The organism is Bacillus sp. Y3, assembly GCF_008123875.1.
Lineage (GTDB): Bacteria > Bacillota > Bacilli > Bacillales > Bacillaceae > Bacillus > Bacillus altitudinis.
The window spans coordinates 47,267-62,296 of the sequence record NZ_VSSC01000010.1 but is presented as its reverse complement, the minus strand read 5'-3'; the positions used below and the strand labels follow the sequence as shown (position 1 = coordinate 62,296).

20 protein-coding genes are annotated in these 15,030 nt (G+C 42.0%); 3 read left to right on the top strand and 17 right to left on the bottom strand.

All coding sequences use genetic code 11. From position 1 onward, the window contains the following. Positions 1 to 326: 326 nt before the first annotated feature. Positions 327 to 1,091, top strand: coding sequence for a polysaccharide deacetylase family sporulation protein PdaB (gene pdaB, locus FXF70_RS18260; RefSeq protein WP_039170433.1), 765 nt, complete (start codon positions 327 to 329; stop codon positions 1,089 to 1,091). Here the strand turns inward: pdaB and FXF70_RS18255 are convergent. Beyond that, on the bottom strand, positions 1,084 to 1,686 hold the full coding sequence (locus tag FXF70_RS18255; protein WP_008345196.1) for a KinB-signaling pathway activation protein: 603 nt from the start codon (positions 1,684 to 1,686) through the stop codon (positions 1,084 to 1,086). The genes pdaB and FXF70_RS18255 overlap by 8 nt on opposite strands. A gap of 90 nt (positions 1,687 to 1,776) precedes the next feature. On the opposite strand from FXF70_RS18255, the gene gerD reads away from it, so the two are divergent. Further along, positions 1,777 to 2,355 (top strand): spore germination lipoprotein GerD, encoded by a 579-nt coding sequence (gene gerD / locus FXF70_RS18250; RefSeq protein ID WP_017359176.1) that lies wholly within the window; start codon positions 1,777 to 1,779, stop codon positions 2,353 to 2,355. Between the two features lie 38 nt (positions 2,356 to 2,393). Here the strand turns inward: gerD and FXF70_RS18245 are convergent, their stop codons facing one another. The 3 genes from FXF70_RS18245 to FXF70_RS18235 form a co-directional block, all read right to left on the bottom strand. Beyond that, complete coding sequence (locus FXF70_RS18245; RefSeq protein WP_148780874.1) at positions 2,394 to 3,452, bottom strand: Mrp/NBP35 family ATP-binding protein; 1,059 nt, start codon at positions 3,450 to 3,452, stop codon at positions 2,394 to 2,396. A 103-nt stretch (positions 3,453 to 3,555) separates the two neighbouring features. Continuing rightward, positions 3,556 to 4,269 (bottom strand): N-acetylmuramoyl-L-alanine amidase CwlD, encoded by a 714-nt coding sequence (gene cwlD, locus FXF70_RS18240; RefSeq protein ID WP_017359175.1) that lies wholly within the window; start codon positions 4,267 to 4,269, stop codon positions 3,556 to 3,558. A 58-nt stretch (positions 4,270 to 4,327) separates the two neighbouring features. Continuing rightward, positions 4,328 to 4,771 carry a YbaK family protein gene (locus FXF70_RS18235; protein ID WP_046342462.1) on the bottom strand — a complete coding sequence of 148 codons (444 nt, stop codon included), beginning with the start codon at positions 4,769 to 4,771 and terminating at the stop codon, positions 4,328 to 4,330. Between the two features lie 148 nt (positions 4,772 to 4,919). Between FXF70_RS18235 and FXF70_RS18230 the strand changes: the two genes are divergently transcribed. Further along, positions 4,920 to 5,489, top strand: a complete 570-nt coding sequence (locus tag FXF70_RS18230; protein ID WP_148780873.1) for a DUF4825 domain-containing protein — start codon at positions 4,920 to 4,922, stop codon at positions 5,487 to 5,489. A gap of 37 nt (positions 5,490 to 5,526) precedes the next feature. Here the strand turns inward: FXF70_RS18230 and FXF70_RS18225 are convergent, their stop codons facing one another. The 13 genes from FXF70_RS18225 to rpsK form a co-directional block, all read right to left on the bottom strand. After that, a complete protein-coding gene (locus FXF70_RS18225) occupies positions 5,527 to 6,525 on the bottom strand; it encodes a serine hydrolase (protein ID WP_148780872.1) in 999 nt (332 codons plus the stop codon). Positions 6,526 to 6,635: 110 nt separating this feature from the next. Further along, a complete protein-coding gene (locus tag FXF70_RS18220) occupies positions 6,636 to 7,109 on the bottom strand; it encodes a GNAT family N-acetyltransferase (RefSeq protein WP_083495532.1) in 474 nt (157 codons plus the stop codon). 36 nt (positions 7,110 to 7,145) lie between these two features. Next, the gene (locus tag FXF70_RS18215; protein ID WP_148780871.1) at positions 7,146 to 7,892 is read right to left on the bottom strand and encodes an amidohydrolase family protein; all 747 of its coding nucleotides are present in this window, start codon (positions 7,890 to 7,892) and stop codon (positions 7,146 to 7,148) included. Positions 7,893 to 7,989: 97 nt separating this feature from the next. After that, complete coding sequence (locus FXF70_RS18210; RefSeq protein WP_148780870.1) at positions 7,990 to 8,505, bottom strand: GNAT family N-acetyltransferase; 516 nt, start codon at positions 8,503 to 8,505, stop codon at positions 7,990 to 7,992. A 176-nt stretch (positions 8,506 to 8,681) separates the two neighbouring features. Further along, complete coding sequence (rpsI, locus tag FXF70_RS18205; protein ID WP_007496354.1) at positions 8,682 to 9,074, bottom strand: 30S ribosomal protein S9; 393 nt, start codon at positions 9,072 to 9,074, stop codon at positions 8,682 to 8,684. Between the two features lie 20 nt (positions 9,075 to 9,094). Then, on the bottom strand, positions 9,095 to 9,532 hold the full coding sequence (gene rplM / locus FXF70_RS18200) for a 50S ribosomal protein L13 (RefSeq protein ID WP_003217042.1): 438 nt from the start codon (positions 9,530 to 9,532) through the stop codon (positions 9,095 to 9,097). A 164-nt stretch (positions 9,533 to 9,696) separates the two neighbouring features. Beyond that, the gene (gene truA / locus FXF70_RS18195; RefSeq protein ID WP_148780869.1) at positions 9,697 to 10,440 is read right to left on the bottom strand and encodes a tRNA pseudouridine(38-40) synthase TruA; all 744 of its coding nucleotides are present in this window, start codon (positions 10,438 to 10,440) and stop codon (positions 9,697 to 9,699) included. Positions 10,441 to 10,451: 11 nt separating this feature from the next. Then, positions 10,452 to 11,249 (bottom strand): energy-coupling factor transporter transmembrane component T family protein, encoded by a 798-nt coding sequence (locus tag FXF70_RS18190; protein WP_008345215.1) that lies wholly within the window; start codon positions 11,247 to 11,249, stop codon positions 10,452 to 10,454. Continuing rightward, on the bottom strand, positions 11,246 to 12,115 hold the full coding sequence (locus FXF70_RS18185; RefSeq protein WP_007496346.1) for an energy-coupling factor ABC transporter ATP-binding protein: 870 nt from the start codon (positions 12,113 to 12,115) through the stop codon (positions 11,246 to 11,248). The genes FXF70_RS18190 and FXF70_RS18185 overlap by 4 nt, the downstream gene beginning before the upstream one ends. Continuing rightward, positions 12,091 to 12,933, bottom strand: a complete 843-nt coding sequence (locus FXF70_RS18180) for an energy-coupling factor ABC transporter ATP-binding protein (RefSeq protein WP_008345218.1) — start codon at positions 12,931 to 12,933, stop codon at positions 12,091 to 12,093. Before FXF70_RS18180 ends, FXF70_RS18185 begins: the two co-directional genes overlap by 25 nt. Positions 12,934 to 13,057: 124 nt before the next feature. After that, positions 13,058 to 13,420 (bottom strand): 50S ribosomal protein L17, encoded by a 363-nt coding sequence (gene rplQ / locus FXF70_RS18175; RefSeq protein WP_003216944.1) that lies wholly within the window; start codon positions 13,418 to 13,420, stop codon positions 13,058 to 13,060. 75 nt (positions 13,421 to 13,495) lie between these two features. Next, on the bottom strand, positions 13,496 to 14,440 hold the full coding sequence (locus FXF70_RS18170) for a DNA-directed RNA polymerase subunit alpha (RefSeq protein WP_003217009.1): 945 nt from the start codon (positions 14,438 to 14,440) through the stop codon (positions 13,496 to 13,498). A gap of 175 nt (positions 14,441 to 14,615) precedes the next feature. Continuing rightward, the gene (gene rpsK / locus FXF70_RS18165) at positions 14,616 to 15,011 is read right to left on the bottom strand and encodes a 30S ribosomal protein S11 (RefSeq protein WP_003217231.1); all 396 of its coding nucleotides are present in this window, start codon (positions 15,009 to 15,011) and stop codon (positions 14,616 to 14,618) included. Positions 15,012 to 15,030 lie beyond the last annotated feature (19 nt).

The following is a 15,030-nucleotide window of genomic DNA, read 5'->3' as shown; positions in this document are numbered from 1 at the left end:
ATGTATCATAGGATTTTTTTATAAAAACTCGAATTAACAGGTACGTTTTGTCTTGTTTAGTTTTCAAAGATCATCTTCACCGTTCTTAGCGGCTTTAATAATATAACATTTCGCTTCATCTTATGTCAATAACTTTTTTCAAGTTTATTTCCCGAAGCGTTTGTGTTTGTCACTGTGTGTCAGCGACGATTAATAATATATCACGAAAACATTCTGTTGGTCAACGCCTTTTCATAACTTTTTTTAAAATAGTTTTATCGTGCATGTTAAACCCTTGTCCTGCATACAATCAAGTAACAATCTTGGACAAGGCAGGAGTGTTTGAATTGAGTCGATTATATGTGTTGCCTATTAAACGGCTGAAGCAAGTAGTCATTATTCTTGTAGCAGCCCTTGCAGCTGCAACCTTTTTTTATGTACAAAAGGCACCGCCGCTGTCGGTATTTAAAACAGAACAAGGACCCCGAGCAATTTATAAAGGAGAGACCTCATCAAAACACGCATCCCTTACGTTTAATATTGGCTGGGGAGACGAGAAGGCTGTTCCTATTTTAAATGTCCTCCGCGAGTACGATATAAAGAACGCCACTTTCTTTCTGTCTGCTTCTTGGGCTGAGCGTCACCCGGATATTGTGAAAAGGATTAAAGAGGACGGCCATCAAATCGGCAGCCTTGGCTATGCATATAAAAATTATAGCCAGCTTGAAGAAAACGAAATTAAGCGAGATCTTGTCCGTGCACAAAATACATTTCAAAAGCTTGGACTGGAAGACATTCAATTATTAAGACCGCCAACTGGGCAATTTAATGAAACGGTATTGAAAATTGCAACACAGTATGGCTATACCGTTGTCCATTACAGCATCAATTCTCAAGATTGGCTGAACCCGGGCGTCGACCAGATTGTTCATAATGTAAATGATCGAATGAAAAGCGGAGACATCATTCTCCTTCACGCCTCAGATTCAGCCACCCAAACCGCTCAAGCCTTACCAGCTATTTTAAAACACTTAAAAGATCAAAATTTAAGAAACGTCACGGTTGGCGAGCTTATCTCTAATACAAAAACAAAGTCAACTGAGGTTAAGTAGCTTTTGCTTTTGAAAACCGCGGCATAGCTAATAACTGAAACGCATTACAACCTAATAGCGGGAATAGCATTAAATATAGCCAGTCCTCTTCATTGACTCTAAGCGCCGGAAACCATTCTAACGACGTGATGACGACCATGAGAAACATTGCAGAAATAAATGTTTTCTTAGAGGACTGTTGCTGTTTAAAATAAGACACGATCAATGCAAACACACCGATAAAAACAGGCAGCCACAAGTATGGAAGAAATGATTCATTCTCCCCGAAAAACAAAAACCGCAGATAAGCCAAATCAAACAGCACGAAAATCACAAGAAATAACTGAATGGTATTCCATAAAGAATGCGACCTGAAAATCTCCAGCGCAAACCGGTGCACCGTCAAAAAGACAACAAACCCCATCTGACTGATTACACTAAAGATCATCCCCACACCAATAAACCAGAATAACACAGACGCAATCTCTAAAATCTCAAACGATACAAACAGCTTCTGATATTTCCCCCACTCCAGCGCAAAACCTACCACGCTTGTAATGACCGCTCCAACAGCCAGCACAGAGAAGAAAAAACGAACTAAATCCCGACTTTTCATTGAATTGACCCAACCCCTATTTTTGTTATGTATAAATTCACGTGAAACATTCATATTAAAAGTAAGACATGTAACGAAAGGAGCCACAGTATGTCAAAAGGCATCTTGCGTATAATGAGCTGTTTTCTTCTTTTATCTCTAACAGCTTGTGCTCCCAAAACCCAATCCTCATCTAATATGGACTATGACGAAACGAAAAAAATGGTCGTCGATATTTTGAAAACAGATGACGGTAAAAAGGCCATTCAACAGTTATTAAATGACGAGGCAATGAATGAAGCTTTGGTAATGGATGAACAAACTGTGAAAAAAACAATAGAGAAAACACTGACTTCTGATAAAGGCAAAGAGTTCTGGAAGAAGGTCTTTGAGGATTCTAAATTTGCCGAGACTTTCGCAAAATCCATGCAGCAACAGCATGAAAAGATGTTAAAACAATTGATGAAGGACCCTGACTATCAACAGATGATGATGGATATTCTCAAGGATCCTGAAATGGAAAAGAAATACGGTGAACTGGTCAAAAGCAAAGAGTTCAGAAAGCACTTAGAGAAAGTTATTACAGAAACATTAAGCAGCCCTCTCTATAAGAAGAAATTCGAAGATGAGCTAAAAAAAGCAGTCTCTGAAAGCAGCAATGATTCCGGTTCACAAGGAAACGGCAGTTAAACATCACCCGAGTGGCACAAGGTCCACTCGGGCTTTCATTATGCTTTCACTGCTAATTGTTCAATGACTTTATTAGCAATGTGTTGATACACTTCCCCTGTCGGATGACTCGCATCATAGACAGAAGGTGCAAAATCGTCCTCATTCCAATCAGGCTGTCTTAAAGGGATTTGACCAAGAACTGATACACGCAGCTCCTCCGCCAGCTTGTCCCCGCCGCCTTTTCCAAAGACATATTCCTTCTCACCTGTTTTTTTGCTTTCATAGTAACTCATATTCTCAACGACCCCTAGCACCTCGTGATCTGTTTGCAGTGCCATTGCGCCTGCTCTAGCAGCAACGAAAGCCGCTGTTGGATGCGGTGTTGTCACAATGATTTCTTTACAGCTCGGAAGCATCGTATGAATATCAAGTGCCACATCACCTGTTCCAGGCGGAAGGTCTAATATTAAGTAATCTAATTCTCCCCACTCTACTTCGTGGAAGAAGTTATTTAGCATTTTACCAAGCATCGGTCCTCTCCAAATGACCGGTGCGTTTTCTTCAACAAAAAAGCCCATTGAAATCACTTTGACGCCAAAGCGTTCCACAGGAATAATCTTTTCCCCTTTAACTGTCGGTCTGACGGTGATTCCCATCATATCCGGTACGCTAAAGCCGTAAATATCAGCATCGATCAGTCCCACTTTTCTCCCTAGACGAGCCAGTGCCACAGCCAGGTTAACGGAAACGGTTGATTTCCCAACGCCGCCCTTTCCACTCGCAATCGCTAAGAACTCAGGCGGATTTTTAGAGTTGAGCAGGTTTTCATCCTCATCCTGTGACGGCATAAACTTTTCAAGCGTTTCTTGAGGCAGTTCTTCAAAACGAAGTCCTACAGTGTTCGCGCCCGCTGCTTTTAAAGCTTGTACGATTTCTTGCTGCAGCTTCATCTGCTCAGCAGTGCCTGTCTTGGCAATCGCCACTTTTAAGCTCACATGCTCTTTTTCAGGCTTTAGGCTGATTTCCTTGATGGCATCCAGCTCACCAAGCGGTATATGAAGGAAAGGTTCGTCCATCTTCCCAACTAGTTTTCTCACATCATCTTGTCCGATCATAGCAGAACCTCACCCTTTATTGAATTCGTTTACAATCCAAGTATATCATACATATCCTTACAATGTCTGTCCTCTTTGCCTGCGATAAACAGGAAAAAGCCCCTTATTCAGGCGGCTCTTTTTGCTCTGTTAAATATCTGAGAATGCCTTTATAAATCGAAGCAGCAATTTGATCCTGATATTTAGGAGTCGCCAGCTGACCAGCCTCTTTTGGATTCGATAGAAATCCGATTTCGACAAGCGCTCCTGGCTTCGTGACATTTTGCATTAAATAAATCCCATTGATTCGCTTCGCCTTGCGATCTGTGTTTTCAAGGTTGTTGCGCAATTCATCTTGAATGAACTTTGCTGCTTTTTCATTCTCTTCATACTTTCCGTAAAAGAACGTCTGCGCTCCGCTCCATTTGTTAGAGGGAATCGCATTTAAATGAATGCTTAAATAGAGATCCGCTTCAGACTCATTGATGACTTTCACACGGTTTCTCAAATCCTCCGCTTTCTTTCGGGCATAACCCTTTGTATTCTTTGATGATAAATCAGAGTCATCCTCCCGGGTCATGAGAACAAGCGCTCCCTGCTCCTGCAAATAGTCTCTTATCTTCATGGACACATCCAGTGCAATCTCTTTTTCGAGCAGCTCTCCTCCTACGGCCCCGCCATCTGGACCACCGTGACCCGGATCTAAATAGATGATCTTGCCGCTCAAAGGCAAGTTCCATGATTTCCACGAATCATCATTTAGAAACTGAAATCTGAATAAGAATAAGAGGACAATAAACCCGATTAAAAACCCTGTCCATTTCAGCTTTCTTTTCATCCCTGTCCCTCCCATACACCATTATTTTATAGATATGGGACAAGGGCTGGAAATATGCTTAGTGCAGGCGAAGCTTATGCCTTTTTTCTGATTCCCGAAAGCCTTCCTGCCACCATATGCTTAAAAATTCCTTCGCAAATGGATACAGACACGACATCTTACGCTCCATTCGGAACATATTCCCCCACGATTGCAAACACCCTGCTAGCTCCTCAACCAGCTCATCTTCTTCATGAACTGACCGCTTTTTTATATCATCGAATGATTCACCATACTTACTCGACTCACCGTATCTCCCACCTGCTAAAAAAGCCTCAATGGCGAAATCGATACAGCCATCACTCATAATCCCAGCTGGATCATCTGCAAATGGGAACAGCTTCCTCGTGAATTTCTCGGAAGCGATCGTCACCTGTTGAAGAGACAATGTACGCAACAGCTTCTTTTCAAGCGTGACATCTCGTTTTGTTTTCAATTGATAAAATGAAAGAACTTCTGCCATGGACTGAACTCCTTTTTTCTTTGTATTGTTCGTTGGTTTGAACAAAACATGCAGTTCAGTAAATGGAAATGATGAAATAAGTGGTGGAAATGGGATCTTGTGATAAAATGGGTTTTTATATAGAAAGAATGATAAAGGGGCAAAATAAATGAAAAAATGGATGTATATCCTACTACTAATGACAGTCATTCTATCCGCTTGCAGTAGTCAAGCCAGCGAGAAAGAGAGTGACATCAAAGGAATAGAAGACATTTCCTTAAAACAGCTTTCTAAGCACAAAAATTCTTATATTGGAGACAACGGAGCAGTCGGCGCTATTTTATCAGATCTTCCAGGTAACGTGATTCGCGAGTATGAAATCGTAGATGAAAAAGCGCTAAAAGTGACATACGGCGTGAAAGAAAATACCAATGATACAGAAGAACAATTTGATTCATTTTGGTTTGATAAGAAGGATACCATTGAAAAAAACTACTTATATAATGCATTGGCACTTTTTATTCTTATCGATAATGTGGAGCAAGTGACACTCAAGATGAACGCTAAAGACGAGCCATCCGTCACGTTTAAAAGAAAACAGCTAGAAAAAAAGCTGCCTCACTCTTTTAAAGTGTACAAAGACGATACAGCGCTTTGGCAAAAGGAACTGGTTGATGGAGTTGTGAAGTCAAAAGATAAACGTCAAGATGTATACAAAGCGTTTCCCATCAAGAAATAATAAAGACAGAGGGGCGTCACCCTCTGTTTTTTGATAATTATGTAGTAAAAGCTTGAATCAATCGTTGTCGAAAGTTTTGATCTGCTACTATGGTAAGTATAAATTCATCGAACACTTCCCCCATCCAGTGAGAATTCTCCGCTTTCAGGTCATTGATGAATAGAGAAATCGATATAGTTGATGTATCCGTTTTTCGATATAAAGCAGCAGTGACAACAAACAACGTCGATCCACCTTTATACCAAATATATTGATCTGTTTCCGTCTTCAATATTTCTCCCAGCACAATTTGGCTAAAAAGACGCTTTTCTTCTGTTGTTAACAGCTCATCCTGTAGACGTTTCATAAAATGTGCATATTGATTCGTTGTAGACCTTGTCATCTTTTGCGTCAGTAAAGATTGAATACGCAAGCTTAACAAGTTCTTTTTCATCAATTTTTCTTCTAACGCCTTTTTATGCTCCGGGTCATTCTTCATGATATGAAAAATCTCAAACATCAGAGATTTGTATTGTTCATCAGTTACATCGCTTATTTGCTTTAATGCATCCTGCTCATGATCAGATACATAGGCTGGCCACAACACCTTGGGTGTCAGCGGCATGAGTTCATCATGTTCTGTAAGACCTGCTTGTTTCATCTGATCATTGATCTTTTTTAGGTTGAGCAAGTCAATCAAATAATCAGTACAAGCATTCGAACTAAATTGCATCATCCCTTTGGAAACATCTAATAAAGTTGCATGCTCAGAAAAATCGTTGACCTCCAGCCAGTATGTGTGAGCACCGCCATCGGTTCCATCAATATAAAACCGCTCTATATCAGACAATGCCACTTTTTCATTTAGCTTGATGTCACCGCTGGATACAGCTTTAACAAAATGAAACAAAACCATTAATTTCATCGTACTTGCAAGTGGTGTTTTTTGATTACCATTCCATTCTAATATCACATCTTCATTTTCAATAATTGTTACTGATACGTTCTTTTTGTTTTTCCTGACAAATGTCAAAAGATCCTCTTTTGTTTTCTTCAAATGTTTCTCCTTTCCAAACCACTATAGATTCTCGTCTCCAATATAACAAAAATTTGAAACAAAGGCACAAAAAAGCAAAGGGTTGTGAATACCTTTGCTTCTTGGTGTGTTTATTTACGAAGAAGATGCAGCTTCATCCCATCATGCGTAGCTTCAAATCCTAACTTTTCGTAAAAACGGCGTGCTTCTGGCCTCTGTTTGTCTGTTGTCAGCTGAATCATATGACAACCGCGGTCACTTGCGCGTTGAATAGCCCGTTTGATCAACAATGTGCCAATTCCTCTTCCTCTATGAGTCATGGCTGTACGAACTCCTTCTATTGAAGCTCTCCATCCACCTTGATACGTTAGAAATGGAATCATTGTTAATTGGAGAACACCGACTACCTCTTCCCGATCACAAGCGACGATTAATTCATTATTGGGATCCGCTTCGATCGAATGAAAGGCATTGAGGTAGCTTTCTAATAATGGACGAGTGTAGCGTTCTCTCTTTTGGCCTAATTTGTCATCTGAAAGCATCAAAACGATGTTGTCGAGGTCTCCTTGGACGGCTTCTCTAAATGTCAATTGATTCAGATTCAATGAACACACCTCCTATCACGGAATGGAAGCCTTTATTCATTTGCCAAAATACCAATTGATAGCGTTCTCATATAAAATTTTATCCGCCGCTTCCTCATCAAACATCTGTTGAACCAATTCGACATCACCGTATTCAAATGGACGTTTCGCCCTTGTAGATGGAAGATCTGTACCAAACATCAGTGCATCAGGATTCGTTTGATAAATAGACGTCAATGCCTGTTCGACCTTTAAATCAACACGACCAAAGCCCGTTGCTTTCACACGAACCCCTTTTTCAACCAGCTTGAGCAAATGCGGCAAGCCTTCTTCCGATAAGCCTAAATGATCAATCGAAACGGCCGGCAGCTGTTCAAGCGTTGATGAGATGTCAGGGAGATGCTTAGCGTCTATGTAAACCTCACTATGCCACCCAGCCAGCTCATACACCCTTCTCGCAAAATAGTCGAGCTTTGAAATATCCTCCGAACCACCCCGCTTCACATTAAAACGTAAAGCCTTTACCCCTTGTTGATTCAATTGAACAATCTCATCATCAGTTGCTGTAAAAGATAATTGAGTCACACCGCAAAAAGCCGGTCCCATTTCATCTAGTGCTTTCAACAAATAGCCTTGATCAAAGCCCTGAAATGACCCTGATACAATCGCTCCACCTACAATCCCCAGATCAGCCGTCTCTCTCCTATAATCATTCACCACATAACTCGTCGGTGTATATCCTTGGTTTTCTTGAATGGGAAAATCAAAATCAATGATATGAAAATGTGCATCAAAGATCCTCATGCCCGCGCCCCTCTTCTACTTATTTGACCTGATTATATCAATAGAGAAAGCCAAGGGATATTTGGAATGACGAATTACTTCATATCATGAAAACTTATCAAGTTTTCCATTCCTCTCGTAAGATGGCATAATAAAACTCATCCCACCACTCATTTCCTTGTGGTATACATTTTTTAAAATATCCCTCTCTTCTCATCCCCATTTTCTCCATCACTCTCCATGACGGCACATTTTCAGGCTGACAAGTGGCAATGATTCGATGTAAATGCATTGTGTGAAAACCATGATGTAGGACAGCATACGCCGCTTCAGAAGCAAAGCCTTTGTTTTGATATGCAGAATTGAAGACCCAGCCAATTTCATATGTGTGCTCACCAAAGTAGGGATGAAACACGATATGCCCGATGCATGTATGATCTTCTTTTAATAGAACAGCAAAATTCTTGGCCGTCTTAAGACGATTATTTTTGACAAATTCCTGCGCCTCTTCTCTAGAAAAAACACCTTCTGGCATATACTTCATCACCGCTAGATCAGATGTATATGCATAGACATCCTGCCAATCATCCTCAATAAACGGTCGAATGAGACATCTTTCTGTTGTTAGTTTCATAAATGCCATCCCCCTTTAACATCATTTTTTAAACAGAACCTGACTATGATCCTATTTTATATGTTTCCAGACAGAAAAAAACACAAATAAAAAAAGCACCAGCAGCATGCTGATGCTTTTCATATAGGGTTTGTCTGTACAAACCCTTGTAAAACGTCCATACAATATAATATTGATTAACGTTTTGAGAACTGAGGTGCGCGACGTGCGCCTTTAAGACCGTATTTCTTACGCTCTTTCATACGAGAGTCACGAGTAAGAAGTCCAGCACGTTTAAGTGGTGTACGGTACTCAGGATCTACTTCTAGAAGAGCACGAGAGATACCGTGACGAATTGCTCCAGCTTGACCAGAGAATCCACCACCGTGAACATTTACAAGAACATCGTAGCTGTTAGCTGTTTCTGTGATGTTCAAAGGCTGTTTCACGTCTTCGATTAAAGCAGCGAATGGAATGTATTCAGTAATTTCACGATTATTAACGACGATACGGCCTTCACCTGGAACTAAGCGAACGCGCGCTACAGAACTTTTACGACGACCTGTACCGTAATATTGAACCTGTGCCAAATTGTTAACCTCCCTTATAATTAACCGCGAAGTTCGTAAACTTCAGGTTGTTGTGCTTGATGTGGATGCTCAGAACCACGGTACACATTTAATTTTTTGAACATTTGACGACCTAGTGGACCCTTTGGAAGCATACCTTTGATAGCAAGCTCCAACATTTTTTCAGGGTAGTTTGTACGCATCTCAAGAGCAGTTCTTTGTTTCAAACCACCTGGGTGCATCGTATGACGGTAGTAAATTTTGTCCGTCAATTTCTTACCAGTTAATTCAATTTTCTCAGCATTGATGATGATCACGTGATCACCTGTGTCAACGTGTGGTGTATAAGTTGGTTTGTGCTTACCGCGCAAAAGTGATGCTACTTCAGTAGAAAGACGACCTAGAGTCTTACCTGCCGCATCAACCACTAGCCATTTGCGCTCAATTGTGCTTGCGTTCGCCATTGGTGTTGTACGCATGAGTTTCCCTCCTAAATAAATCAATGAATTTTCCTGAATCAAATGCTACGTTCTATTTCAAAACACAGATAAGTCTTCCGGGGCTTATTTGTGGGGTTGAAATACATACCATATGATATCTTATAACTTTCTGCTTCCTGTGTCAAGAACATGTTACACCTGGTTTAGTTGTCATAGAAAACTTCCCATAAATACAGTCCGTGACTGGGCGCAGTCTTGCCTGCCGCTTCGCGATTTCGGGCGGCAAGCATGGCTTTTATCTCCTCAGGGTGAAATTTACCAGAACCAACTTCAAGTAACGTTCCAGCGATAATTCGCACCATGTTGTATAAAAAGCCATTCCCTCTCACACGCATTTCAAGCCCGTCTGAGACGTTTTTCCACTCGAGGGCGTAAATCTCCCTCACCTTGTCCTGAACCTCTGTATTGGCCGCACAAAAGCTTGTGAAATCATGTGTGCCAATCAGGTGCCCAGCGGCTTCTCTCATTTTGTCGACATCCAGCGGATAAGGATAGTGACAGGCATACTGTCTCGTAAACACATTTTGGTGCGTTTCCGTTGAGACCCTATAACGGTACTCCTTTGAAGCGACACCAAATCTAGCATGAAATGACTCATCCACTTCCTCAGCCTTTAGAACACGAATGTCATCTGGCAGCAAGCTGTTGAGGGCAAACGGCCATCTCTCCATCGGAATGGCGAGCGGGGTGTCAAAATGGATGACCTGCCCCTTTGCGTGAACGCCACTGTCTGTCCGGCCGGAAGCCACAATCGGAATTAGTTCATCTTGTTTATGCATTCTAGCAAGAACAGATTCAATCTCCGTTTGTACAGTTCGCTGTCCTGGTTGCACTTGATACCCTTTAAAATGTGTCCCATCGTATGATACGGTACATTTTACTTTCATCTAGGCATCACCTAATTTCTAAGCAGCACAAGGAGTGCTGTTAACAGGATGAATAAAAGCAGCGTGAACGTGTCTTTCATTCCCCAGACAAGCTGACGGTATTTCGTGCGCCCTTCTCCCCCGCGGTAGCCTCTCGCTTCCATAGCGGTCGCCAATTCCTCCGCACGCTTAAACGCACTGACGAAAAGCGGGACAAGCAATGGAACAATCGCTTTTAAACGATCTTTCACGGGTCCGCTTGTAAAATCAACACCTCTTGCCATTTGTGCTTTCATGATTTTGTCTGTTTCTTCGAGTAAAGTCGGAATAAATCGAAGAGAGATAGACATCATAAGAGCAAGTTCATGAACAGGTAGCTTGATTTTACGGAAAGGATGCAGCAGCTTCTCCATACCGTCTGTCACTTCAATAGGCGTTGTGGTCAACGTCAGAAGTGTTGTCATCATGATGAGATAGACAAAACGGAGTGAAATGAAAATCCCCTGTTTTAGACCTTCTTCATAAATATTCAGAAAACCAAAGTGAAAGAGCAAAGCGCCATCCTTTGTCATGAAGATATGCAGGATAAAGGTAAACAGAACAATCCACAGGATGGGTTTCATTCCTTTGAGAATAAAGTACAGCGGCACCTGAGACACCATCACCACAAGGATCGTAAAGACCCCTAAAAGCCCGTAAGTGATGTAGTTATTCGCAAAAAAGACAATAAAGACAAAAAAGAAAATTGATAACAGCTTTGTCCTTGGATCAAGACGATGGACAAAGGATGTACCTGGCACATATTTGCCGATAATCATACTATCCATCATGATGTCGTGTCCTCCTGATATAAAGCTGTTAAGGCTTCTGCCATTTCATCCATGGTCAGAAGCGGTCTTGGAAACGTCATCCCCAGCTTTTCTTCGACAGCCTGCTGGAATTTGATCGTTTCCGGGAGGTCCAGTCCGAAAGAAGACATGTCGGTACGATTGGCAAATAGCTCCCTCGGCGTACCTGTCGCCTTTACTGTTCCTTTGTGCATCACAATCATTTGATCCGCATAATGAGCGGCATCTTCCATACTGTGTGTCACAAGGATCGTCGTCAGGTTGGCTTTTTGATGAAGCTCATAGAACATGTCCATGATTTCTTTACGTCCGCGTGGATCTAATCCCGCAGTCGGCTCATCAAGCACAAGCACTTCTGGCTCCATCGCTAGAACACCTGCAATCGCCACACGTCTCATTTGACCACCGCTTAATTCAAAAGGTGATCGAGATAACAAGGATTCAGGAAGGCCTACAAGCTTCAGCATTTCTTTAGCCTTGGCTTCTGCCTTTTCTTTTGGAACGCCGAAGTTCATCGGACCAAAACAGATATCCTTCAGAATCGTCTCCTCAAAGAGCTGATGTTCAGGAAACTGAAACACGATACCTACCTTTTTGCGAAGAGATTTCAGTTCCTTCTGCTTTTTATTGGCTTGTAAGACCGTATCTCCAAGCGCAATGCTCCCCTTCGTTGGTTTGAGCAGTCCATTTAAATGTTGCAGCAATGTCGACTTGCCAGAACCCGTATGACCAATGACAGCAACATAGCTGCCTTCTTTGATGGAAGCATTGACATCATACAAAGCGAGACGCTCAAACGGCGTTTTCATTTGATAACGATGCTCTAATTCTTTGATCGTAATGTCCATAGCTCTTTCACCAATCCTTCTTGTGTCAAATGGGCATTTGCAAGCGGCACACCTTGCTGCTTCAATTGCTTACTCAACCGGTAGGAAAATGGCAGATCAAGTCCAATCTGAACCAGCTGTTCATCTAGTTCAAATACTTCCTCTGGTGTTCCCTCGGCAAATTTCTTCCCGCCATTCATCACAATAACGCGGTCTGCCTTCGCAGCCTCGTCTAAATCATGTGTGATGGAAATGACCGTGACCGTTCCTTGTTCCTTCAGCAGTCTGACGGTTTCTAACACTTCTTCACGGCCAATCGGATCAAGCATTGATGTTGCTTCATCCAAGATCATGATGTCAGGGCTTGCGGCAAGTACACCAGCGATCGCTACTCTCTGCTTTTGCCCGCCTGATAGATGGTGCGGCTCTTGATCAAGAAACTCCTGCATATTGACCTGTTTGACAGCCCAATCTACACGCTCTATCATCAATTCCCGCTCAACCCCGTTATTTTCTAAACCAAAAGCCACATCATCACGAACCGTTGAGCCAACGAATTGGTTGTCTGGGTTTTGAAAGACCATGCCGACCTTTTTGCGAATATCCCAAACACTTTCTTCTTTCAGCTCAATCTCACCAACCTTGACCGTTCCTGCATCCGGTAAAATGAGCCCATTCAGTACACGGGCAAGTGTGGATTTACCTGAACCGTTGTGGCCAACAATGGCAAGCCATTCATTTTGATTCACATGCAATGACACTTGGTCTAAAGCGGGCTTGTCCGCATCTTTGTGATAACGAAATACAATGTCTTTTACGTCAATTAATGTCTTCTCCATCTCTACCGGACCTCCTCTCAGCTCAACCTCTACTTTGCCTATTGCTAAAAAGCCGTAGTATCTAAAAAAGGGCATAGATCCAGTTATGAACTGTCCCGCCCTTTCTTAGATACACGATATGTGATTAAACTAATTCAATGACAGCCATTGGTGCGCCATCGCCGCGACGAGGTCCAAGCTTCATGATACGAGTGTATCCACCTTGGCGATCTTCGTAGCGAGTTGCAACGTCAGCGAATAATTTTTGAAGTGCATCTTGGTTTGTTTCAGCGTTAGCTACTTCGTTACGAATGTAAGCTGCAGCTTGACGGCGAGCATGAAGATCTCCGCGTTTGCCAAGAGTGATCATTTTTTCAACTACAGAGCGAAGTTCTTTCGCACGTGTTTCAGTTGTTTCGATGCGTTCGTTGATGATCAAATCAGTCGTTAGGTCACGAAGCATTGCTTTACGTTGTGCACTAGTGCGTCCTAGCTTTCTGTATGCCATGTGATGTCCCCTCCTTAATTAGAGATGCTGTATGAATAAAAAACACACGAAAATCCTAGTTCACAATGAAACTAGTCAATCGTCTTTACGAAGACCCAGTCCAAGTTCTTCTAGTTTCGCTTTCACTTCTTCAAGAGATTTACGTCCAAGGTTACGAACTTTCATCATATCCTCTTCTGTCTTGTTAGCAAGCTCTTGAACAGTGTTAATACCCGCACGCTTCAAACAGTTGTAAGAACGAACAGAAAGATCAAGCTCTTCAATTGTCATTTCAAGCACTTTTTCTTTTTGGTCTTCTTCTTTTTCAACCATGATTTCTGCATGCTGAGCTTCGTCAGTTAACCCAACGAAAATATTTAGGTGTTCAGTTAAAATCTTAGAACCTAGAGCGATCGCTTCTTTCGGTCCTGTGCTTCCATCAGTCCATACATCTAGTGTTAATTTATCATAGTTTGTGATTTGCCCAACACGGGTGTTCTCCACTTGATAAGTTACACGAGATACAGGTGTATAGATTGAGTCGATCGGAATCACGCCGATAGGCTGATCGTCTCTTTTGTTTGCATCAGCAGGATTATACCCGCGACCTCTTTGTGCAGTCAAACGAACACGGAAGCTCGCATTTTTGCCAAGAGTTGCGATGTGAAGATCTGGATTTAAGATTTCAATATCGCTGTCGTGTGTAATATCAGCAGCTGTTACAGTTCCTTCATCTTGTACATCAATTTCAAGCGTCTTCTCTTCTTCAGAGTAGATTTTGAGTGCAAGCTTTTTAATGTTTAAGATAATCGTTGTAACATCTTCAACCACGCCTTCGATCGTTGAGAATTCGTGTAAGACACCATCTATCTGGATCGATGTTACAGCTGCACCAGGAAGTGAGGATAAAAGGATACGACGAAGGGAGTTCCCTAAAGTGGTACCATATCCACGCTCAAGTGGCTCTACGACAAACTTGCCATACTTGGCATCGTCGCTGATTTCAACCGTTTCGATTTTTGGTTTTTCAATTTCGATCATCTAATAAAACCCTCCTTCAAAACGTCGAAACCTCGAATAGAATCATATGAGATTCCATCCGAAATTCCTCATTGTTTAGTCCCGTATGTGCTCAGGCAACGAGTCGTGTATTCGTCTCATAAATAACTGTATCATAACCCATTATTGACAGGGACACAAAATCTATACAAACAAATTACACGCGGCGACGTTTTGGTGGACGGCATCCGTTATGAGGAACTGGAGTTACGTCTCTGATTGCAGTAACTTCAAGACCTGCAGCTTGAAGCGCACGAATTGCAGCTTCACGACCAGAACCAGGACCTTTAACAGTTACTTCAAGTGTTTTAAGACCATGTTCGATAGAACCTTTAGCAGCAGTTTCAGCAGCCATTTGTGCAGCGAAAGGAGTAGATTTACGAGAACCTCTGAATCCTAATGCACCAGCACTTGACCAAGAAATTGCGTTTCCATGAACATCAGTAATCGTTACAATCGTGTTGTTGAAAGTGGAACGGATATGAGCGATTCCAGCTTCAATATTCTTTTTCACGCGACGTTTACGCGTATTTTGTTTACGAGCAGCAGCCATTCTTTAACTACCTCCTTTA